Source organism: Alcanivorax sp. IL3 (assembly GCF_047495465.1).
In the GTDB taxonomy this organism is placed as follows: domain Bacteria; phylum Pseudomonadota; class Gammaproteobacteria; order Pseudomonadales; family Alcanivoracaceae; genus Alcanivorax; species Alcanivorax jadensis.
In genome coordinates this window covers 2,646,605-2,665,949 of the sequence record NZ_CP179931.1, presented here as the reverse complement: position 1 = coordinate 2,665,949, position 19,345 = coordinate 2,646,605, and the positions used below count along the sequence as shown (strand labels likewise).

Annotated in this window: 19 protein-coding genes; 12 read left to right on the top strand and 7 right to left on the bottom strand. The window is 60.0% G+C overall.

Translation table 11 applies throughout. From position 1 onward, the window contains the following. Positions 1 to 90: 90 nt before the first annotated feature. Positions 91 to 1,083: a putative solute-binding protein gene (locus tag ACMG4M_RS12375; RefSeq protein ID WP_297766336.1), complete on the bottom strand. Its 993-nt coding sequence runs from the start codon at positions 1,081 to 1,083 to the stop codon at positions 91 to 93. Between the two features lie 125 nt (positions 1,084 to 1,208). After that, positions 1,209 to 2,129 carry a helix-turn-helix domain-containing protein gene (locus ACMG4M_RS12370; RefSeq protein WP_414430132.1) on the bottom strand — a complete coding sequence of 307 codons (921 nt, stop codon included), beginning with the start codon at positions 2,127 to 2,129 and terminating at the stop codon, positions 1,209 to 1,211. 294 nt (positions 2,130 to 2,423) lie between these two features. On the opposite strand from ACMG4M_RS12370, the gene ACMG4M_RS12365 reads away from it, so the two are divergent. Genes ACMG4M_RS12365 through ACMG4M_RS12335 form a run of 7 tightly spaced genes read left to right on the top strand, consistent with a single transcriptional unit; the run spans position 2,424 to position 11,320 of the window. Further along, on the top strand, positions 2,424 to 2,984 hold the full coding sequence (locus tag ACMG4M_RS12365; protein ID WP_414430131.1) for a hypothetical protein: 561 nt from the start codon (positions 2,424 to 2,426) through the stop codon (positions 2,982 to 2,984). Next, positions 2,981 to 3,196, top strand: coding sequence for a hypothetical protein (locus tag ACMG4M_RS12360; protein ID WP_414430130.1), 216 nt, complete (start codon positions 2,981 to 2,983; stop codon positions 3,194 to 3,196). Before ACMG4M_RS12365 ends, ACMG4M_RS12360 begins: the two co-directional genes overlap by 4 nt. Before the next feature lie 13 nt (positions 3,197 to 3,209). Further along, positions 3,210 to 4,835: a GH3 auxin-responsive promoter family protein gene (locus ACMG4M_RS12355; RefSeq protein WP_414430129.1), complete on the top strand. Its 1,626-nt coding sequence runs from the start codon at positions 3,210 to 3,212 to the stop codon at positions 4,833 to 4,835. After that, on the top strand, positions 4,832 to 5,923 hold the full coding sequence (locus ACMG4M_RS12350; RefSeq protein ID WP_297766349.1) for a hypothetical protein: 1,092 nt from the start codon (positions 4,832 to 4,834) through the stop codon (positions 5,921 to 5,923). The genes ACMG4M_RS12355 and ACMG4M_RS12350 overlap by 4 nt, the downstream gene beginning before the upstream one ends. Beyond that, positions 5,920 to 6,879, top strand: a complete 960-nt coding sequence (locus ACMG4M_RS12345) for a hypothetical protein (protein ID WP_414430128.1) — start codon at positions 5,920 to 5,922, stop codon at positions 6,877 to 6,879. Before ACMG4M_RS12350 ends, ACMG4M_RS12345 begins: the two co-directional genes overlap by 4 nt. Beyond that, entirely contained in the window at positions 6,876 to 8,039 is a 1,164-nt protein-coding gene (locus ACMG4M_RS12340; protein ID WP_414430127.1) for an efflux RND transporter periplasmic adaptor subunit, read from the top strand. Before ACMG4M_RS12345 ends, ACMG4M_RS12340 begins: the two co-directional genes overlap by 4 nt. Next, complete coding sequence (locus ACMG4M_RS12335; RefSeq protein ID WP_414430126.1) at positions 8,036 to 11,320, top strand: efflux RND transporter permease subunit; 3,285 nt, start codon at positions 8,036 to 8,038, stop codon at positions 11,318 to 11,320. Before ACMG4M_RS12340 ends, ACMG4M_RS12335 begins: the two co-directional genes overlap by 4 nt. Positions 11,321 to 11,555: 235 nt before the next feature. Here the strand turns inward: ACMG4M_RS12335 and gpmA are convergent, their stop codons facing one another. Next, the gene (gene gpmA, locus ACMG4M_RS12330; RefSeq protein ID WP_272961692.1) at positions 11,556 to 12,302 is read right to left on the bottom strand and encodes a 2,3-diphosphoglycerate-dependent phosphoglycerate mutase; all 747 of its coding nucleotides are present in this window, start codon (positions 12,300 to 12,302) and stop codon (positions 11,556 to 11,558) included. A 236-nt stretch (positions 12,303 to 12,538) separates the two neighbouring features. Between gpmA and rnd the strand changes: the two genes are divergently transcribed. From rnd to ACMG4M_RS12305, 5 genes are all read left to right on the top strand, one after another. After that, positions 12,539 to 13,612 (top strand): ribonuclease D, encoded by a 1,074-nt coding sequence (rnd, locus tag ACMG4M_RS12325; protein ID WP_297766363.1) that lies wholly within the window; start codon positions 12,539 to 12,541, stop codon positions 13,610 to 13,612. Continuing rightward, positions 13,612 to 13,917, top strand: coding sequence for a YcgL domain-containing protein (locus ACMG4M_RS12320; RefSeq protein WP_272962194.1), 306 nt, complete (start codon positions 13,612 to 13,614; stop codon positions 13,915 to 13,917). Before rnd ends, ACMG4M_RS12320 begins: the two co-directional genes overlap by 1 nt. Further along, positions 13,910 to 14,362, top strand: coding sequence for a YcgN family cysteine cluster protein (locus tag ACMG4M_RS12315; RefSeq protein WP_272962193.1), 453 nt, complete (start codon positions 13,910 to 13,912; stop codon positions 14,360 to 14,362). Before ACMG4M_RS12320 ends, ACMG4M_RS12315 begins: the two co-directional genes overlap by 8 nt. Positions 14,363 to 14,428: 66 nt before the next feature. Next, positions 14,429 to 14,776, top strand: coding sequence for a hypothetical protein (locus tag ACMG4M_RS12310; protein ID WP_272962192.1), 348 nt, complete (start codon positions 14,429 to 14,431; stop codon positions 14,774 to 14,776). Then, entirely contained in the window at positions 14,773 to 15,228 is a 456-nt protein-coding gene (locus tag ACMG4M_RS12305; RefSeq protein WP_272962191.1) for an HIT family protein, read from the top strand. The genes ACMG4M_RS12310 and ACMG4M_RS12305 overlap by 4 nt, the downstream gene beginning before the upstream one ends. Positions 15,229 to 15,420: 192 nt before the next feature. Here the strand turns inward: ACMG4M_RS12305 and ACMG4M_RS12300 are convergent, their stop codons facing one another. The 4 genes from ACMG4M_RS12300 to ACMG4M_RS12285 form a co-directional block, all read right to left on the bottom strand. Next, the gene (locus ACMG4M_RS12300) at positions 15,421 to 16,146 is read right to left on the bottom strand and encodes a class I SAM-dependent methyltransferase (protein WP_414430125.1); all 726 of its coding nucleotides are present in this window, start codon (positions 16,144 to 16,146) and stop codon (positions 15,421 to 15,423) included. After that, a complete protein-coding gene (locus ACMG4M_RS12295) occupies positions 16,139 to 16,501 on the bottom strand; it encodes a PilZ domain-containing protein (protein ID WP_272962189.1) in 363 nt (120 codons plus the stop codon). The genes ACMG4M_RS12300 and ACMG4M_RS12295 overlap by 8 nt, the downstream gene beginning before the upstream one ends. 5 nt (positions 16,502 to 16,506) lie before the next feature. Beyond that, positions 16,507 to 16,659: a hypothetical protein gene (locus tag ACMG4M_RS12290; protein WP_272962188.1), complete on the bottom strand. Its 153-nt coding sequence runs from the start codon at positions 16,657 to 16,659 to the stop codon at positions 16,507 to 16,509. 172 nt (positions 16,660 to 16,831) lie between these two features. Then, on the bottom strand, positions 16,832 to 19,162 hold the full coding sequence (locus ACMG4M_RS12285; protein ID WP_414430124.1) for a TRAP transporter large permease subunit: 2,331 nt from the start codon (positions 19,160 to 19,162) through the stop codon (positions 16,832 to 16,834). Positions 19,163 to 19,345: the final 183 nt, after the last annotated feature.

The window sequence follows — 19,345 nt, the reverse complement described above, 5'->3', positions numbered from 1 at the left end:
CCGCGTCCAATCTATGGGCGCGGCCTCTTTGCTTTAGAGCGCCAACAAGCTTCAATCGCGTTGTAGCTTGTAGCTTGTAGCTTGTAGCTGTCAGGTGCACTCCGCCCGTGTCTGATCCATCTTGCAGCGTACCTTGCGCAGCAGGCCGAGCATGTCCGGATCGTAATAGCCTTGCTCGCGCAGTTGATCGCGGGCTTCCTGCATCATCACTTCGTATTCGCTCTTGTCGGCATCCGGGATCTGCACCCACCAGCGCTTGTCGACCTTTTCGGCCTCCTTGTCCAGCTGCTCGGTGATGCGGTTCAGGTTGTTGTAGAAATACTCGCGGGACTTCTGTGCCATCTCGGCGGGGAAACGGTCTTTCTTGGCAACCAACTGAATGGTTAGCTGGGCCAGCGGGTAGTCGATGATGCCGCCATCCGGGCTCAGTCCCTTGTAGAGTTCCAGCGCATCATAGGCCACCAGTGGAGCGACGATGACATCGACCACGCCGTTGTTGAACTTGGTGGAGAAGTTGGTGATGTCGGATCCCACCGGGGTGGCGCCAACCTGGGAAACCAGAATGGCCTGGGTTTCATCATATTCCAGCACTGCTACACGCTTGCCGGCCGCCTTGGCCAGGGAGTTGACTTCCCGGTCGTTCACGAAGACATAGGCTGCACCGGCCGGGGCCACGCCCATGACTTGATAGGACCCCTGGGAGAGTTTGTCGGCGGTTTGCGGGTGCGCCAGCACTTTCAGGACAACGTTCATGTGTTCCATGGAGGGAATGGCGCCGATGGAATCGATGGTGCCGGCGTACTTGTTGAAGTTACGACCGCGGATACCCGTGATCAGGGCAGCATCACAGACGCCGGCCTTGAGATCTTCAGCAGCAATGGCTTCGTTGGTATGGGGAATCAGCTCCACTTCCAGTCCCCAGCCCAGGGCGGCAGTCTGCCAGTCTTTCATGGCACCCATTACCGGACCCACGTTGCCGACGATATCAAAGACACAGATTTTGCGTTTGATGGATTCGGCCTGGGCGGCCAGCGAAGCGGTGAGGGCAAAGGCCGTAGTGACGGCGATAATCAACTTCTTCATGGATCTATCCTGCTTGTTATTGCTGGTATGAAGGTGTGCAGCATGGTGCCCTTGATACTAGTGGGAATGATGGGGAAATGGAAAAACCCAAGCGCCTGCCCCTGGAGCGATTAGGTCAATTTCCATCAGTTACGGTCAGGGCGACTGGCACGACGGACTTCCCCCGGGGTACGTCCGGTCCAGCTGCGGTAGGCCTTGCTGAAGCTGGCCTGATCACTGTAACCGAGCTGGTCGGCGATCTTTTCCAGTGGCATGTCCGTTTCCAGCAGATAGCGGCTTGCGAAAGTTTCGCGGATGTCATTGCGGATGCCGCTGAAGGCAAAACCGGCCAGACCCAGATGACGCCGTACTGATCGCGGGCTCATGCCCAGTTTCTGAGCCACCCGCTCCAGGGTGCTGTCACGGCCCGGGCCGTTCATGATTTCGTGGCGCACCTTGATGACCACCTTCAGGCTGTTATCGCCCTGGATCTGTTCCCGGGAGCGGGCGGCGGCCAGGTAGGTGGCTACGCTGGCATCGTCATCCTTGGCCTGACGCCCCGATAGCGGCATCAATACCTGGTTATGTGGCCGGTTGAACTTTACCTCTACACCGTCGGCCAGCCGCTGCCAGGCGAGACTGTTGCCGGGGCAGGCAAAATCAAATTCGAACGTGAACGTTCGACAGACCAGTGATGCCAGTGCATGGATGCTGCCCATGTAGATCTTGGCCACCATGGGTTTTAGTTTTTTCAGGTCCCAGTTGTCATGCAGGCGGATGGAAATCAGTTCGCCAGTGCAGTGAATTTCCATATCCATCAGTGGTAGCGATACCCGTAGATACTGCACCACCATGTTCACCAGCTTGCGGTAATCCTGTTGTCGCAACAGCGCAAATCCGAACAGCCCATGACCTTGCAGGTCCAGCTCCTGACCGAAACGAAACGGTGCGGTGTGATCGTTGAGTAGACGGTTGCCGTTGTGTAGCAGATGTTGCACCTGCCGCATGGAAAGATAAGCGTCCGGATTGTCGAGCATATGACCATCAATGCCAGATCCTTCGAGCACTACCGTGCCATTAATTCCATGTTTTTGTACAAACCGCAAAAAGCGGCGGGCATAACGGACTGAGATGAGAGGAACGTCGAGTGCCATTCCGTCGTTTTTCATTTTTATTATGCCTGATGCAGTTGTTGTTATGCTTGTGATGAAGCTCTCATTAGGCTGGCTATCTTGCCGGTTTTAAATACTGCTTGCCCTTTTTAACAAAAAAATGGCCGCTTTAACTATTAAGTCGGTCACCTTCCATGGAGATGATGAGCCCCGCTTTTTTGTGCATAAAAATAATCATGGAGCAGAAAAATGCAAAGGGAAAAAACAGAAACCCTTAAAGCTCGTTATCTACCCCTTTCCAAAGTATCAGTTCCGATCATGCGAAGAATGTATGAGATTTATTCGGGGTACTACGAAAATATAAGTCTGGATATTTTTTGTCGGGACATGGTGGAAAAAAGTGGCGTGATCCTGGTGGAGGAAAAACCGACCAAGCGCGTGGTTGGTTTCTCTACCCTGAAAACCCTGGACATGAATGTGGCCGGCCGCCAGGTAAAAGGCGTCTTTAGTGGCGATACCATCATCGAAGAAAAATACTGGGGTAGCCGGGCTCTGCAGGTGACTTTTTTCTTTCGCATGATTCGTGAGAAGTTGCGTCATCCTTTTCGCCCCCTTTTCTGGTTGCTGATATCAAAAGGCTATAAAACCTATTTGTTGATGGCGAATAACTTCCACAATTACTACCCGCATCCGGAAGGAAAGAGTGACCAGCTTGCGCCTCTAGTGGATTCCTACTGTGAGCGCTTGTTTGCCGATTACTACTGTGAAGAGAAAAACTGCTGGATTTCGGTGAGGGTTATACTCACTTGAAATCCGATGTGGCAAACATTACCGCAGAAATGCGCCAGGCAAATGAAAAGATTCAATTTTTCGAAACACGTAATCCTACCTGGAACCGGGGTACCGAATTGCCTTGTATCGGGGAAATCAACTTTTCCCTGCTGTTCAGTTACCCGTTCTCTCTGTGGCGTAAACAACGAAGAAAAACAAAAACGCAAATTGCAGCTGTAGCCTGCGAATAAAACCGGGGTAACCATGTTCGGACATCGTTTGCTCAAAATGGCCGCCTGGCCGGGGGAGCGGCGCTTTGCCGCCGGGCGGGCACATCTGGAAAGCGTGCAAAGGCGAAAACTGGCGTTGCTGCTGCGCAAGGTGGCAGCCTGTGAGGTCGGGCAGCGCCAGGGCATAACGGCAGACTGGCACTGGGAGACCTTTGCCGAGCGCGTACCGGTCAGCGAGTACGAGCACTGGCGTAACCCGGTTGATCGTGCTCGCGAGTCTGGTGGCAATGCCCTGATACAGTCTCCTGTGGTTCGCTATCAGCCCACCAGCGGATCCACTTCGGCGATCAAGTGGATTCCCTATACCCGCCATTTTCTCTCGGAACTGGATAACGCCATCAGCCCCTGGATCGTGGACCTGTACCGTCAGTTCCCCAGGCTCAGGCAGGGCCGTCACTACTGGTCCATGTCCTGGGTGCCGACCTCGCTGCGGGACAACATGCGGGAGGATATCAACGACGATATTCAGCTCATGTCCATGGGCAAGCGGTTGTTGGCTGGTGCTACCCAGGCAGTACCCCAGGATGTGTCTCTGGCGCGCACGTCCGAGGATTCCCTTTTTGCCACGCTGGCCTATCTGATCAGTGATTCTTCCTTGTCCATGATGTCCATCTGGAGCCCCACTTTCGGTTTGGGCTTGCTCAAGTCCATGGCCACGTGGCGTGAGGAATTGGCCGAGGTGTTGGCGACCGGCTCCTGGGGCAACCGCATGCTGGGCAGCAATACCCAGTCCTGCCCCCGATCCACCCGGGGGGCGGAACTACTGCGTCAGTGGGATGGCCGCCTGAGTGCGGATTTCTTTATGACATTGTGGCCGTCACTGGCGCTGGTCAGTGCCTGGGATACTGCTGCGTCCGGGCCCTGGGCCCGGCAGCTGCACGCCCTGTTGCCGCAGGCGGCGTTCCAGGGCAAGGGGCTGTGGGCTACCGAAGGGGTGGTCACCATTCCCTATCAGGGGCAACACGCGCTGGCCTATCGCAGCCATGTGTATGAATTTCAGGACCCGTCCGATGGCACCATCTATGCGCCCTGGGAACTGGAGCAGGGGCAGCAGGTGATGCCCTTGCTCAGTACCGGTAGTGGCCTGCTGCGCTATCGCCTGAAAGATCTGGTCCGTGTTGATGGCATGCCGGGGGGGATTCCTGCGCTGACCTTCCTGGGGCGTGCTGGTACCACGGACATGGTCGGTGAAAAACTCACCGCGGCGGCGCTGGATGCCGTGCTTGCCAGTATCGCCTTGCCGGTAAAAACCCTGCCTGTGTGCACGGTGGCAGTGGAGGATGCCGGTGAGGGTATTCCCGGTTATGTGCTGTTGCTGGAAGGGGAGAGCGCGGAAAGTGCAAAAGTGGCAACTGCCCTCGACAGTGCCCTGCAGCAACACTTTCATTACCAGCTGGCCCGCAATCTGGAACAGCTGGCACCGCTGCGTTGCGTCATTCACCCGGACATGCGCGAGCGTTACCTTCAGCAGTGCCGCGAGCGGGGCATGATCGAAGGCAACATCAAGATGGAGTCCCTGCAGTACTGGCCCGGAGAGTTGCCGGTATGGCTTCGCCACTCGCAGGCATCGGCTCGGGCAGTCGGGGAGGCAGTGCTGTGAGTTACCGCATACGCCAGGCCCGGCAGGAAGATAACGGCGCTATCCTGTCGCTGTTGCAGGGCACGCCTCAGCCCGGTGCAGTCACCCTGAATTTCGAACGTAATCCGGACTACTTTCGTGGCGCCCGGGTGACCTGTGAAGAGCCGGATGTCTGGGTGGCGGAGCCCCGTGAGGGCCAGGGCTCGATCGGCGCGGTCTACAATGTAGGCTGGCGCAATGTGTGGGTAAACGGGCAGGCGAAGCCGGTGCGTTACGCCCACGATTTGCGTATTGCACCACACTGTCGCGACGGCATGATTCTGCACCGGCTGTTTCGCCAATTGCGCAAGCAACTGGCGGACGGTGAGTGGATGCAGACCACGGTGTTGCGCGACAACATGGCGTCCCTGTCCACGGTGGCCAGTGGTCGAGCCGGGCTGCCCACTTATTATCCGTCGGGCACCATTGAAACCAGCATGCTTTATACCCGGGCTCGCCCCCGCAAACTGCCTGACGATGTGGTCATTCGCCAGACTGGTGAGACAGACCTGGATGCTATTTCCCAGCTGCTGCGCTATCAAGGCGCCCAGAAACAGTTTTTCCCCTATTGGGATGTGTCTCGCGTGCGGGGTGATGCCTATTGCTACGGGCTCAGCCCGAGCAACTTTATCGGCTTGTGGATTGGTGGAACGCTCAAGGGGCTGATGGGGTTCTGGGATCAGCAGGGTATCAAGCAGACACGAGTCCTGGCCTATGCCCGCGGCATGGGTGTCATGCGCCATCTTTACAACACCCACAGCCTGCTGCGTGGCGGTATGAAATTGCCGGCACCGGGCGGTGTGCTGTCCTACCTGACTCTGCACAGCCTGGTGGTGGAGGACAATCGCCCGGAGCTGCTCCGGCTGTTGCTGGACGATGCCATCAGCCGCTTCCATGGTCACTATGATGCACTGGTATGTGGTTTTTTTGCCCAGGACCCGCTGGCCCGGGTGCCAGCGAGTTACCGTCGCAGGCTGTTGCTCAGCGACCATTTTCTGGTGAGCTATGACGGCGATCCGCGAGACCAGCTCGACGGGCGCCTGCCCTATGTGGAGGTCGCTCGCCTGTGAGTGCCAGCGCAACAGACTACATCGGCATGTGGTATCGGGCCCGCGCCCGGCTCGGTATTGATGATCGTATCGAGTTTATCTTCATCACGCCGGGTACCGGCAAGCGCCATACCGTTGCGCTGCGCCATCGAGACCATGATGGCGTGGGGGGTATCGCCGAGTCCCTCAAGCGTATGGGGGTTCGTCAGCCAACCATGCCCCTCAGCCGTCAGACACGGGCGCCCTCGTTTTGGCGGCGCTGGCAGTCACGGCCAGAGCAACGTCTGCCACAATCGCCACAATGGCGTGCTTTTGACGCGTCTCTGCAGGAACAGCCGGATGAGCCACTGGTGCAGTGGCTGAGCCCGCAGCAGACCCGAGGGTTACGGCAGCGTGCCGACGCCAAGCGAGTGTCGCTCAACAGCCTGCTGTTGCTGGCTCTGCATCGTGCCGTGGCGGAGACCCTGATGACGGGCCCCGGTCCGGTGAGCTGGTGTTTCCCGGTGAATATGCGCGGGGTAGTGCCCATGGGGCGGCCGGGGATGAACCTGTCCAGCGCCTTTTATCTGACCGTGGATCGAGATGACACGCCAGAGCAGCTGGATGGCACTATCCGCTGCTACCTGAAAGCCAATATTCACTGGCGCTACTGGCACCTGGCCCGCATTGGCCGGGTGATCGGCCAGCGGGGGGTGGACTGGTTGTGTGCTCGCCTGCTCAACGGCCCCCAACACGCGGGGTCCTTTTCCAACCTGGGAGAATGGCAAATCGATTTTGTTTCTGCCGGCTTGCCCCCGGATACGGTGTTCGTTTGCTGCGGTCCGGGCAGCCCCAATCACCCGGTGGCCAACGGCATGATGATCGTCAACGGCAGCCTCAATCTGGCGCTGAAGCTGCACCCCTCCCTGGGGGCATCACAGGCGGTGGCCGAGCAATGCCTGCAACGCTGGGTTGAAGGGCTGGGAGTGACGGCATGAAACGGATTCTCAGTCTGCGTGCGTTGGTGGCCCTGCTAGCGACCCTGGCCATGGGGCTGGCGGTGATCGCGCTCTATCTGGTGCCGCCGGCTACCCCCACCCTGAAAACGGAAGACACCATACTCGCGCTAGATACCTGGCAAGTGGAATGGAAAGACGTGGTGATCCCGGTGCACAGTCAGGGCCTGGTTCGCGCTCGTCACGAATTACCCCTGAGTCTGGAAGTCTCCGGCCGGGTGCAGGAAGTATCGCCGCTGCTGGCGGACGGGGGACGGGTGACTGCTGGCGAGGTACTGCTGAAACTGGACCCGGAGCCCTTTGCCCTGGAAGTCACCGCCCAGCAGAACGCGGTCCACGCCGCGCGCCTGCATCTGGAAGAAACCCGGGCGCGAGCACGGGTGTCCGGGTCCTACAAACGGTCTTCCGCACTGGGCCGTTTTGAGCCACAACTGGACGAAGCCAACAGCCGGCTGGCCTCCGCCCGTGCCGGATTGCGCCAGGCCCAGCGTAACCAGGAACAGACCGAGCTGGTAGCGCCCATCAGCGGGCGGCTCAAAGCCGTGCAGGTGATGGCCGGTCAGCAGATTCAGGCCGGCAGTGTGCTGGCGCGGTTATATCAGGAAGACATGGTGGAAGTGCGTTTGCCGGTGCGCGATGAATGGCTGGCTCTGCTTGGCATCATGCCCGGCGATGAAACGACCCTGCGGCGGGTCAACGTTACCCTGCGCGGCCGCTTTGCCGGCCGCGATGGCCAGTGGCAGGGCAAGGTGGTGCGGCGTGAGGGCGGCCTGAACAAGAACCGCATGATGCACCTGATCGTCCAGGTCACCAATTCGCAAGACGGCCTCCCCCTTGAGCCTGGCGTGCTGGTGCAGGCGGAGCTGCGTGGAGCGCCGACGCGCAACGTGGCGATGCTGCCCCGGGCGGCTCAGGCCGGCGAAAATACGGTCTGGGTGTTGGATAAGCACAAGCGCTTGCGTCGTCAGTCGGTGGCAGTGCTGCATCACGATGACGACTACCTCTACCTGCACGATGGAGTGACAGCGTCGTCACGGGTGGTACTGGCCGGTGATCTGCAACTGCTGGAAGGCATGCGTATCGATCCCCGCGTTCCTGCCAGTGGGCTGGCGGACCGTTCTGTCACTGAGACAACCCTGTGAATCGCAGTATTGCCTGGTTCGCCCGTAACGGCGCAGTAGCCAACCTGCTGATGATCACCCTGCTGCTGGCAGGGTTGATGGCCATCCCCCACACCCGCCAGGAAACCCTGCCCAACGTGCCGCTGGATCGCATCGGCATCTACGTGGCCTGGCCCCAGGCCACCCCGGAAAGCGTGGAAGCCATGGTCTGCACGCCGGTGGAAACCGCCATCGACGATGTGGAAGGGGGCACCGAGCTGATCAGCGAAGCCCGCGAGGGGTTGTGCTCGGTGCAACTGGATGTGCTCAAGGGCCATGATACCCGCGCCGTGCTGGAGCAGATCCGTACCCGCCTGGAAGGGCTGGACACCTTGCCCCGCGACGCCGAGCGGCCCCGGGTGCAGGAGCTGATCGTGCGTAACCGGGTGGTGCGCTTGCTGCTCAGCGGCAGCCTGTCGCGCCAGGATATCTATCAGCTCGCTCACAATGTGCGCAGGCAGCTGCTCAATCATGAGGCGGTATCCAGCGTGGATATCGAGAACCTGCCGGAACGGGAAATGGCGCTGACCGTGGCGCGGGATGATCTCTACCGCTACCAGCTCACGCTTGAAGGCATGGCCGCTGCGGCCAGCGAGAGCGTGGAGCGTATCGCAGGAGGGCTGTTGCGCAGCGACCGGGGTGATTGGCTGTTGCAGACCGGCCAGCAGCCGGGGGATGCCACCGCCTACGAGCAGCTGGTGATCCGCCAGTCGGAGCAGGGCGACCTGCTGCGGCTGGGGGATGTGGCGCATATCGAGGACGGTTTCTCCCGGGACAGTCAGGCTGCCTGGCTGGACGGCCAGCCGGCGGTGGCCCTGGATGTCTACCGGGTGGGCGACCAGAACGTGCTGGACGTGGCCGGGGCCGTGAGCGGCTATCTGCAGGAGTCGGAGCTGCCCCGTGGCGTGGCCCTGCGGGTGTGGAGCGATGACGCCGCCCAGTTCCGTGAGCGCTCCCACCTGCTGTGGCGCAATGCCCTGCAGGGGCTGGTGCTGCTGACCCTGATGCTGGGGGTGTTTCTCACCCTGCGCCTGGCGGGCTGGGTGGCGCTGGGGATTCCGGTGTGCATGCTGGGCGCCTGTGCCTTGCTGCCGGTACTGGGCGAATCCTTCAATACTATTTCCCTGTTCGCCTTTATTTTGGTGCTGGGCATCGTGGTGGACGATGCGGTGATCGTCGGTGAAAGCATCGATCAGCAACGTAGACAGGGCGGCATGAGTGGCCAGGAAGCGGCCATCGCCGGCGCCCAGCGGGTATCGAGGCCGATCCTGTTTGCGGTGCTCACCACCCTGTTTGCCTTTGCGCCGCTGTTGTTTCTGCCCGGCCCGGAAGGGGCCTTGATGCGCGTAATCCCCATCGTTTCCATGGCCATTCTGGTGCTGTCGCTGGTGGAGTCCCTGTGGATTCTGCCCTCGCACCTCAGCTATGACCGCCCGGCCCGGGGCATCTGGCGCAAGTCCGAGCAACTCTCCACCCGTATCAACGCCGGGTTGGACCGCTGGCTGGAACACCGCGCCCGGCCATTGCTGCGCCGCGCGCTACGTTGGCGCTATGTGCTGGTGGTGGTTTTCGTGGGGCTGTTTATTTTCTGCTGCGCCCTGGTCAACAGCGGCTGGCTGACCATGGTGCTGTTCTCCCGGGTGGAGGGGGATAGGGTGATGGCGGAAGTGGTGTTTCCGCAGGGTACCGGCGAGGCGCGGCTGCTGCGTGAAGTGCAGGCTCTGGAGGGCTCTGCCCGCAAGCTGTCTGCGCAGTTGCAGGGCGACGATCAGCCGGTGACCGTGGACGCGGTGTTTGCCGAGCAGGGGGTACGCCAGAAAACCTCAAATGCCCGCGATCCGGGTGCCCGTTTCCGGGTGCGGGTGACCCTGGCCATTGGTGGCGATACCAGTGCCCTGCCGCCCCGGGAGCTGGCCAGCCTGTGGCGCGACCAGCATGGGCCGATCGCCGATGCCCTGTCGGTAAAATTCCACGCCAGTCTGATGCAGGTGAAGCCGGACATTCACGTCAACCTGTTCCACCCGGACCTGGCCACCCTGCAACGGTTGAGTGAGCAGACGGCGCTGGCCCTGTCGCGCATGGAAGGGGTTCACGAGGTGGCCAACAACCTGCATGCGCGGCGCACCATTGTGGATATCGGCCTGCGCGAGGAGGGCAAGCTGGCGGGCCTGCGCGAAGAACAGCTTGGCTCACAGATCCGCAATGCCTTCCACGGCATCGAGCTGGACCGCTGGTTCGAACAGGACCAGGAGGTGCCGGTGATGCTGCGCCTGGCCAGCGGCGACAGCCGCCGTATCAGCGACCTGGAACGCCTGCCGGTGCAGCTGCCGGATGGGGAAATCACCGTGCTGGCGGCAGTGGCAGATCTGGATCGTCGCCAGGTACCGGCCATGATCAGTCATTACGATGGTCGGCGCAGTGCCACCGTCAGTGCCTTCGTGGATGAACATGTGACCTCGCCCGCCCAGGTGATGACGGCGTTGCGCGAACAGGTGCTGGCGCCCATGCAGACGGCGGATGAACAGGCCGGCTGGACCGTGGCTGGCAAGCAGGCGGCGATCCAGGATTTCCTCGATCATCTGTCGATCAGCTATCTGATTGCCCTGGCGGCCATCTTCTTCCTGCTCACGATACTGTTCGGCGGCTACGGCCAGCCGCTGCTGGTGATGGCGGCGATTCCCTTCGGCATGGTTGGCGCCTTTATGGGCCACTTCCTGCTGGGTTACAGCCTGACGCTGTGGTCTCTGGTGGGGGTGATTGCGGTGAGCGGGGTGGTGGTCAATGACAACCTGGTGCTAATTGATGCCATCAACAGTTTCCGGGCCCATGGCATGCGCCTGCGCGATGCGGTGATCGAAGGCGTGAGCGGTCGATTACGACCAGTGATGCTGACCTCCATCACCACCTTTGCCGGGGTGGCGCCGTTGATGCTGGAAACCAGTGTTCAGGCCCGTTTTCTGATACCCATGGCGGTATCCCTGGCCTTCGGTGTGCTGTTTGCGACGCTGGTGAGTCTGTTGCTGGTGCCTTGTCTGCTGGTGGTCAGCCATGACGTGCGAGCCGTGCAGCAGCGCTGGCTGGCCCGCTGGCGGGCGCCGGAGGTTTCGGAAGATGACAGCGTGGATGTGGCCTATGAACGGGGCCGCATGACGGCTTGGTGGGTCACCACCAATCCCTACCAGGATGCCGTCCTCCGCTCCGCCTGGGAGGCGGGTCGGCAGGATCAGAGTAGCGACCGGGATGCGTCTGAGCAGCGTAGTTGAAAGTTCAAAGTTTAAAGTTGAAACGCGGACTAAGTTGTCAAAGGTAGGAATGCCGTGCCCGCGATTAACGCTAATGGCGCGGGCATGGCCGCCCAGAATCAACCCATCGTTGACGCGCTTTTTAACTTTGAACTCGCCTATCAGAGCCTGCCCGGCGTTAATCTGTCCTCAGAAATGAAAAAGCCCGACCCGGGAAACCGGGTCGGGCTTTTGCGTCAGGCCGTCAGCGTCTTGCTTATGCCTTGCCCTGATTGGCCACAGCTTCGGCTGCCTTGGCCACTTCCTCGGCGTCGCCCAGGTAGTAGTTCTTGATGGGCTTCAGGTTGTCATCCAGCTCGTAGACCATCGGCACGCCGGTGGGGATGTTGAGCTTGACGATTTCCTCGTCGGAAATGTCGCCCAGGTACTTAACCAGTGCGCGCAGGCTGTTGCCGTGGGCGCAGATCAGTACCTGTTTGCCGGCTTCGACCTGCGGCTTGATCTCGCTTTCGAAGTAGGGCACGAAGCGATCCACGGTGTCCTTGAGACTTTCGGACAGGGGGATCTCGTTCTCGCTGAGGTCCTTGTAGACCCGGAAGTTGCCGGCGTAGCGTTCGTCGTCGCGCTCCATCTTCGGCGGCGGGGTGTCGTAGCTGCGGCGCCAGATATGCACCTGATCGTCGCCGTACTTGGCGGCGGTTTCTGCCTTGTTGAGACCCTGCAGGGCACCGTAGTGGCGTTCATTGAGACGGTAATCGCGGATCACCGGAATCCACATCTGATCCATGTTATCGAGGATGGACCACAGGGTGCGGATGGCGCGCTTGAGCACGGAGGTGTAAGCCACATCGAACTCAAAGCCTGCTTCCTTCAGCAATTCGCCGGCCTTGCGGGCTTCCTCGCGGCCCTGATCAGTGAGATCCACGTCTTTCCAGCCGGTGAAACGGTTTTCCTTGTTCCAAACGCTTTGGCCATGGCGGACCAGTACCAGTTTCGTGCTCATGGGTTATTCCTGTGCGGTTTTCAGTGCGGCGCAAAGCGTAGCAGAAAAGCGCCGGGAAATTGAGCGTGAGCCGGGATATTTCGCTGGAATTCGATCCGCTGAGTGCAATTTTTCACACTGTCTTCAGGCGGTTATCTGCTCGACTCGCGGATAAATCCCATATCGGCGGCCTGCGTTGCTGAAATGTGCCGCCCTGAGCCCGTATAATCGTCGCCAATTCAGACTCAGGCGACTTCATGGCTTATCTCTGGTGTGACAACAGCGACGACATCACCTCCTGGCGCTCCGGGTTGGCGGCGACAACGCCTCTCTATCTGGACACCGAATTCATGCGCGAGCGCACCTTCTGGCCGCAACTGGCCCTGGTGCAGGTTCACGATGGTGAGCAGATCCGGCTGATCGATACCACCAAGGCGAGCGGCCCGGATCTGGCGCCTATGTTTCAGCAGCACACCCTGGTGATGCATGCCTGCTCCGAGGATCTGGAGGCCATCGCTGCGTTCAGCGGTGACTACCCGGCGGCCATCGAAGATACCCAGATCGCCGCTGCTCTCACCGGCGAGGACATGCAGCTGGGTTACCAGAGGGTGGTGCAGATGCTGCTCGGAGTGGACTTGCCCAAGGGGGCTACCCGCACCAACTGGCTCAAGCGACCGCTCAGCCAGGAGCAGTTGCTCTATGCCGAGGATGATGTGAAATACCTGCCTGAGGTGACCGACATCCTCCGGGGCCGGTTGGTAAACCTGGGCCGTGAAAGCTGGTGGCGGGAAGAATGCGAGCGGCTGCTGGCCCAGGCCCAGGCGGTAACCGCGCCGGAAAAGGCCTGGCGCAATGTGAAAGGCGCCGGCCTGCTACAGGGTCAGGCGCTGGCGGTGCTGGCGGTGTTGACCCCCTGGCGGGATCGCATGGCCCGGGAGCGGGATCTGCCCAAGGGCTTTGTGCTCAAGGATGCCCAGCTACTGGATCTGGCCCGCTCCAGCCGCAGCGACCGGGGTTTGTTTTCGGAGCTGGGTCTGCATCCCAAGGTGGTTCGCCGCGATGGTGATACCATTCTTGAATTGCTGGCAGAGGGCCGACGCGGCACGCCGCCGGAACCCTTGCCGGGGCCGCCGGATGCTCACCAGAAAAAACTGGCCAAGATCCTGCGTAAACGGGTCGGTGAGATTGCCGAGTCCATGAACATGAAGCCGGATGTGCTGATGCGCCGTCGCTGGCTGGAGTCCCTGATCCGCCACCCGGATCAGGTGCCCGAGCCACTCACTGGCTGGCGCCATGAGATTGTCACCAGGCCCTTACTGGAGTTGCTTTGATGTTGAAGGGCAAGCTGTTCTGCTCGATCTATAAAAGCCGCCGCAAGGCTGGCATGTACCTGTATGTGGATCGGCAGAAGGGAACCGGAGACCTGCCCGAGGTGCTGTTGAAGCAGTTTGGCAAACCGGTGCATGTGAGCGACATGATTCTCAGCCCGGACCGGCCGTTGGCCCGGGCCGAGGTCGCCAAAGTCATGGACGACATCCGCATCAAGGGGTTTTACCTGCAAATGCCGCCGCCACCGGATGAAGACATGTTCATGGCCGATGGCCATCCTGACAAACCGGCAGGGCCGGATGCCTGAGAAGGGCCTGCGTGAACGTTTCTGGGAACTGCCTCTGGGGGAGTTGTCGAAACCGGAGTGGGAAGCCCTGTGTGACGGCTGTGGCCGTTGCTGTCTGGTGAAGTTGCAGGATGAGGACAGTGGCGAGCTGGCCTTCACGAACCTGGCCTGTCGTTATCTGGATAGCCAAAAATGCCAGTGCCGGGTGTACGATAATCGCTTTAGCAAGGTGCCCGATTGCATCCAGGTCACCGAAGCAGTGGCTCGGAACACCGCCTGGTTACCGTCCACTTGCGCCTACCGGCTACGTGCCCACGGGCAGCCATTACCCGCGTGGCATCCGCTGATCAGTGGGGATGCGGGAACGGTCAGGCAGGCGAGAATCAGCGTGGCCGGGCGAGTGGTCTCCGAGCAGCTTGTGCACGAAGACGATTGGGAAGAGCATATTATTCACTGGATAGAGTAGACGGCTTTAATCTGGGCTCAGTGCGGCCTGCTTTATCTCTGATACCTGAACCGGATGGGAGTCATTGTGACAACACAAGCGTATATGTGGGGCTGGTTGGCGTACTTGTTGGGCTGTGTGGGTGTGCTCTTCGTCTGGTGGTGGCTGACCCGGCCGCTGGCCGTGTGGGCCAAGGTGCCGTTGCGTATCCTGCTGACAGCGCTGCTACTGACCCCCTGGTCGGTATCACCGCAGCATGATGAATGGGCGCCGGCCTGGGTGGTGACACTGTTCGACGGGTTGGCCCAGGAAGATGTGAGCCTGTGGCGTGCTGGAGGCCCGCTGCTGGCCATGCTGGTGGTGGCCCTGATCGTGGCGGCGCTGGAACTGTGGCGTCAGCGGCGCAAGCACAGCGTCGGGGCCGCTGAGCAATGAGCGACTGCATTTTCTGTCAGATCCGCGACGGCAAGCTGCCTGCCAGTGTGGTCTACGAGGATGACCGGGCCATGGTGATTCTGGATCTGTTTCCGATCCGCGAAGCCCATTGCCTGGTGATTCCCAAGACCCATGCGCCCTTGCTGGAACAACTGGATAGCCCCTTGACGCACCATCTGATGGACTTGGCACGGCGTACCATCGTGGCCCAGAAAAAGGCCGGATTGGCGGTGAGAGCCCATAACGTGGTGGTCAATGATGGTCGTGAAGCCAATCAACACGTGCCCCACGTTCATGTGCACGTGATCCCCCGGCGCGGTGGCGACACCCTGGCGACCGCCTTCACCTGGGCTACCCGACTGCTCAACGTCTTCGGCCTGGCCCGCCGCCGCAAAAGACTGGATCGCCTGGCTGGCCTGCTGGCGGAGCATTTTCCGGAAGCCGCTAAATAGTTAACAGTGAATAGTTAACAGCGTCGCGAGTTGGCGGTGTTTTGGATCTGGAACGCAAAAGGTCGCGCCCAGCCTTTGGGCGCGGCCTGTTTTTGGAAAAGAACAACAAAAGACTTGATAGTGTTACCTCAGATCGCAGCCTGAGACTGTTCACTGTTCACTGTTCACTGTTCACTGTTCACTGTTCACTGTTCACTGTTTGCGCCAGGCACGTACCCGTAATGGCCAGTGTACCGTGCGCAGCCCGTCCCCCCAGGCTTGCCTGAGCGTTGGTGCGAAGTCGTCCAGCGGATGTTCCCCGGTCCGGGCGGCCTGGACCAGGGCGGACCAGGTGTCCAGATAGCCGAGCATGTCGGTGGCGGACCAGTCGAGGGTAATGCAGTCGCCGGGGTAAGTCAGTGCCGGCCAAGGCAGGTCGGCATCCGGGTAGCCGGCGACCACCTGGGCCCTTTCAGGCGGCCACCAGGGCGCCAGCGGGCCGTCGTGAAAATCCTGGATCATGCTTCCCAGTCCTGTCACCTCACAGACCCCGTAACTGATCAGTGCCAGCATGCCGCCGGGGCACAAGGTGCGTTGCGCTTCAGCGTGAAAGGCAGCCTGATCAAACCAGTGGTAGGCCTGGGCGACGGTAATCAGGTCCAGGCTGGCGTCTGCCAGCGGTAATCGATGGGCCATACTAAGCAGATAGTGGCTGCGCGAGGCAGGGGCTGCCAGCAACTGCTCATGGCTGATGTCGGCACCTAGCACCTGCCGGAACCAGGGCTCCAGGCCCCGGCTGGCTTGACCGCTGCCGCAGCCCAGATCCAGTGCAAGATGATGGCCTGTGCTCTGATTGCTCAGCCACTGGAAAAGAGAAGGGGGGTAGGTGGGGCGAAACTGCTGATACTGACTGCCGCGCTGAAACAGCGATTCAGTCACTGAAGAAGCCGTCGTCATCGAAGTGGGCGGCCCACAGGCGGCCATCTGCCCGTTCCAGATCCAGCGCAATCCCCGCCAGAAGCTGCCCTTCCGGAGCGGCACACCAGGCGACAGTGCCGTACAGGTGGTAGGTGCCGTGCTCTTCCAGCAGTGCCACCCAGAGCTCCACATCCGTATTCGGCTTGATCGGGGCCGGCAGCTCGATACTGATGCCGGCCAGGGAAATATCGTGGGTGGTCAGGTACAGGCGATCGGCCGGGTCCAGCGAGCCGGACTGGCTGGGCAGCAAGGTCAGCGCCAGGTTTTCTTCGCGCGAGGTGCGGGGGAAGCGACGATTGTCCATTGCCGTTGCCATAGGATTTATCCGTAAATCATTCTGTCGACCGCATAGGCCGCAATCGCCATGGTAGCGACCACGCCTGCCAGGAACAGCAGGAACAGCAGGGCGGGTTTAACCGTTTTCGGCAAGGGTTCGGTTTCCCGTGGAGTGCGGGTCTCCTGCGTTTTGTTCATCAGCCATCTCCCTGATTTATCCCGATACTTTACAGTATCAGCTATCCGCGGACGATAGGAAACTGGTATCGAATCAGGCGGCTGCCTGAGTGCGGGATTGTCGGCCGAATGGCAGACAAAAAAGAAGGAGCCCTGAGGCTCCTTCTTTGGTGGGTTGAGATGAGCGCGGAATTTAGCCGCCAATCTCGATCTTCTGGAACATGTACTCATGCACCGAATCGGACATCAACGGTAGATAAGATACCAGCAGCAGCGCTGTCAGCATCACCGCGATGGGAAGCAGGAACTTCTCATAGCGACGGAAGAAGCTGCCTTCCTTGAGCTTGGCGGATTCCACTTCTGCCTCACCCACCACTTGACGTGTTAACAAGTGATTTAGTGCCACTGGTGGTGACAGGTAACCCAATTCGAAGGCCACCAGGGTGATCATCCAGAAGTGCAACGGTGCAATACCGTTGTCGAACGCGACCTGGGCAATGGTGGCGTTCACCAGAATCACCGCCCCGTAGGGGTCCATGATCATGCCGATGATCACCATGGTGACTACCAGCAGGGTCATGGCCAGCCAGACGTTGGCGAAGGTTTCCGGCAGGTTCTCCATGACACCAGAGCGCTCGATGATACCGCCGACACTCACGGACAGGGCCATCAGCATCAGCAGGGCACCAATGTGGCCGGTGGTTTCATTGGTGGCAAAGCGCAGGGAGTTTTCCAGTCGGTCACCAACCCCGGGTTCTTCCCGATAATCCGGGTCTTCTGTGGGTTGCTTCAGCACATAGTAGAGCACGACTGCCGCGCCAAGCAGCAGGTTGCGCCACAGCAGCCCCCAGAACAGGGCTTCCAGATCCTCGGCAGAAGTGCCGGTGGGGATATTGCCAGCCTCCAAAGCCGCATTGATACCGGTCAGGTTGTACAGGGAGTACACCAGCAGCGGAACCAGCACGATGGTGAACAGATGCAGGGCCTTATTGCTCAGTTTCTCGTAGCTGAGAATGGCAAGCAGCATCACCGGCAGAATGATCGGCGCATAGTTCTCGTTGAGCTGTGTGTCCAGGACATCGCGGAAGAATACGACCACGGTGCCCATGATGATCACGTAGGGCACTAATGGAACCAGACGCTTGATGCTGGCTGGTACGGCTTCCGAGAACGGTGCGATGCGAGCCGCTTCGGTACGGGCAAACTGACTGTAGATAAAGAACAGCAGCAGCGACAGACCGAAGATCTTCAGGCCGGAGGTGAACAGTTCATCAGTGGTTACCGAGTTGTTCAGCGCAGCGATGATCACTACCAGCAGGCAGGGACGCAGTACCACACCCATGGAACCGGACATGGCGGTGGCGGCCAGGGCCAGTTGCTTGCGGGCACCGGCACGGATCAGTTCGTTGTAGATGGTGGCACCGGCGGCAATAACGAAGATACCGGAAGCGCCGGTGTAGGCGGTGGGGATCGCGGTAACCGCGAGCACCACGAAACACATCAGTTCCGGGGACATCTTCCACGGACGCAGCACGTCAAACACCAGATGGGCCATCTTGGTCTGGCGCAGCATCATACCAATCCAGATATACAGGGCCAGGCTCAGGAACAGGGTGGACAGTTCCATCATCATGCCCAGATATACACTGATACCGTGGTAGTAACCCTGGCTGACGAACTGGATGCCAGCGGTGATACACATGAAGCTGTACAGCGGAATGGTCAGCAGGGCCTTGCCCCAGCTGCCGCCTTCTTCCAGGTCCTTGGGCGGCTTGATCAGCTGCCAGAGTGCCGCCAGGGACAGCAGGGCAAAACCGGCGATCCAGAACTGGTGAAGGTAAAAGTGGTTGACCTGAACCCCGTCGGCCATGGCGCTGACTTCCTCGCCACGGTAGATCCAGGCGGACATCAGCAGCATCACATTGGCGGAAAGCTGGCCAAGGCTGGATACGAAATGGTCCTTGCGGGTTTGCGCCGGGCGCAGGGCAATATGGTGGCGGGTCAGGGTGGCTGTGGCGGCACAGATAATGACCAGGATACACAGCAGCAGTCGTTTGTAGTGGCCCAGAGAGGTCACTACCTTGGCCACGCCGCCTTCCAGGGTCCGGAAAGCAATCACGCCGGGGGTGACCTTTTCCTGCACCATGGTGTAGGTGGCCCACTTCTCACGGCAGATTTGCTGGGAAGCTTCCAGTGACTGACGCAAAGCGTCTTCGTTTACCTCGGTGCCGAACATGCCGGCCAGAGGATCGTCAGCCATCTGCTGTTTCTTTCTGATGATGGCCGCTTCAAGTTGGTCATCAAGGTTGGCGTCCGGATTACAGGTCGGCTCCTGAAGGATGCCGGCACCCCGTAACTTGAAGTAGCCTTCCCAGGTGTTTTCGCCGATTTTCAGCAGCTGGGAGTGAAGAACTTCCCCTGATGCGAGAAACACCGTCAGCAACAGGAGAATCAGGGTTGGTAGCGATGCCAACCATTCACCGACGGAACGGTTCGCCACTTTCATAGAAGAAGGTTTGTCCATTGTGCACCCGGTTATTGTTATACCGCCTTAGGGAGCGGGAAAGAGGCAACCCTTGGGCCCTCAAGCCTTATTCGCCGCATTCCAGGGCAGTGTAAACACCTTGACTACCCGGCAGAGAAGAGCCGGGTGACAGAAAATAGGTCGCTGGAGAAAAGCGGGGCCACCCGGGCCCCACTTTGATCG

Coding starts and splice junctions, on each gene's coding strand:
- ACMG4M_RS12375 (WP_297766336.1), bottom strand. CDS start 1,083: ATGAAGAAGTTGATTATCGCCGTCACTACGGCCTTTGCCCTCACCGCT.
- ACMG4M_RS12365 (WP_414430131.1), top strand. CDS start 2,424: ATGCAAAGGGAAAAAACAGAAACCCTTAAAGCTCGTTATCTACCCCTT.
- ACMG4M_RS12355 (WP_414430129.1), top strand. CDS start 3,210: ATGTTCGGACATCGTTTGCTCAAAATGGCCGCCTGGCCGGGGGAGCGG.
- ACMG4M_RS12340 (WP_414430127.1), top strand. CDS start 6,876: ATGAAACGGATTCTCAGTCTGCGTGCGTTGGTGGCCCTGCTAGCGACC.
- gpmA (WP_272961692.1), bottom strand. CDS start 12,302: ATGAGCACGAAACTGGTACTGGTCCGCCATGGCCAAAGCGTTTGGAAC.
- rnd (WP_297766363.1), top strand. CDS start 12,539: ATGGCTTATCTCTGGTGTGACAACAGCGACGACATCACCTCCTGGCGC.
- ACMG4M_RS12320 (WP_272962194.1), top strand. CDS start 13,612: ATGTTGAAGGGCAAGCTGTTCTGCTCGATCTATAAAAGCCGCCGCAAG.
- ACMG4M_RS12315 (WP_272962193.1), top strand. CDS start 13,910: ATGCCTGAGAAGGGCCTGCGTGAACGTTTCTGGGAACTGCCTCTGGGG.
- ACMG4M_RS12305 (WP_272962191.1), top strand. CDS start 14,773: ATGAGCGACTGCATTTTCTGTCAGATCCGCGACGGCAAGCTGCCTGCC.
- ACMG4M_RS12295 (WP_272962189.1), bottom strand. CDS start 16,501: ATGGCAACGGCAATGGACAATCGTCGCTTCCCCCGCACCTCGCGCGAA.
- ACMG4M_RS12290 (WP_272962188.1), bottom strand. CDS start 16,659: ATGAACAAAACGCAGGAGACCCGCACTCCACGGGAAACCGAACCCTTG.
- ACMG4M_RS12285 (WP_414430124.1), bottom strand. CDS start 19,162: ATGGACAAACCTTCTTCTATGAAAGTGGCGAACCGTTCCGTCGGTGAA.